The sequence below is a fragment of the Caulobacter sp. CCH9-E1 genome (genome assembly GCF_001556515.1).
Classification (GTDB): Bacteria; Pseudomonadota; Alphaproteobacteria; order Caulobacterales; family Caulobacteraceae; genus Caulobacter.
The window spans coordinates 1-1,030 of record NZ_LSJA01000231.1; the positions used below are offsets into that span (position 1 = coordinate 1).

Annotated in this window: 1 protein-coding gene; it reads left to right on the top strand. The window is 70.5% G+C overall.

What is annotated here, in order from left to right; all coding sequences use genetic code 11:
• The coding region (locus AX690_RS13105; RefSeq protein WP_304439878.1) for a glycoside hydrolase family 3 N-terminal domain-containing protein at nucleotides 1-1,030 on the top strand (1,030 nt) is incomplete at both ends.

A 1,030-nucleotide genomic window follows, 5' to 3' on the forward strand; every position in this document is an offset into this window, starting at 1 on the left:
GCCGACGACCAACTTCCCCGAGCCGATCGGCCTCGCGGCCACCTTCGACACCGCCCTGGTCAAGGACGTCGCCGGCGCCATCGGGACCGAGGTGCGCGGACTGCACACCCTGGCGCGGGCCACCGGCCGGATGGGCCGCATCGGCACAGCGCTCAACACCTGGTCCCCCAACATCAACATCTTCCGCGATCCGCGCTGGGGCCGGGGCCAGGAGACGTATGGCGAGGATCCGCATCTGGCCGCCCGCATGGGCGTGGCCTTCGTCGAGGGCGTCCAGGGCCCCGATCCCGACCTGCCGAACGTGATCGCCACACCCAAGCACTACGCGGTCCACAGCGGGCCGGAGTCGACGCGCCACCACGCCAATGTCTACGTCTCGCGGCGTGATCTCGAGGACACCTATCTGCCGGCCTTCCGCGCCGCGATCGTCGAGGCCAAGGCCGGCTCGATCATGTGCGCCTACAATCGCATCGACGGCCAGCCCGCCTGCGCCAGCGACATGCTGCTGAAGGACTACCTGCGAACCGCCTGGAAGTTCGACGGCTACGTCGTCTCCGACTGTGACGCGGTCAAGGACATCAACGACCACCACAAGTACGCCCCCGACGCCGCGACCGCGGCCGCCGCCGCCGTCCGCGCGGGCGTCGACAACGAGTGCAACGGCTCGACCCTGACCGACACGGCCGGCCTGTCGAACCGCTATCGCGACGCGCTCCAACAAGGCCTGATCACGATGACGGACGTCGACCGGGCCCTGGTGCGGCTCTACTCGGCGCGGCTACGGGTCGGCGACCTGCCCGGTGTGCGCCCCGTCGAAACCGCGCCCAAGGCGCCGACCGCCGTGATGACGCCCGAGCACGAAGCCCTGGCCCTGACCGCTGGTGAGAAGAGCCTGGTCCTGCTCAAGAACGACGGCCTGCTGCCGCTGAAGCCCGGCCTGCGCGTCGCGGTGATCGGTCCGCTGGGCGACGCCACCCGCGTTCTGCGCGGCAACTACTCCTCGGCCCTGTCCGCGCCGCCGATCTCGGTG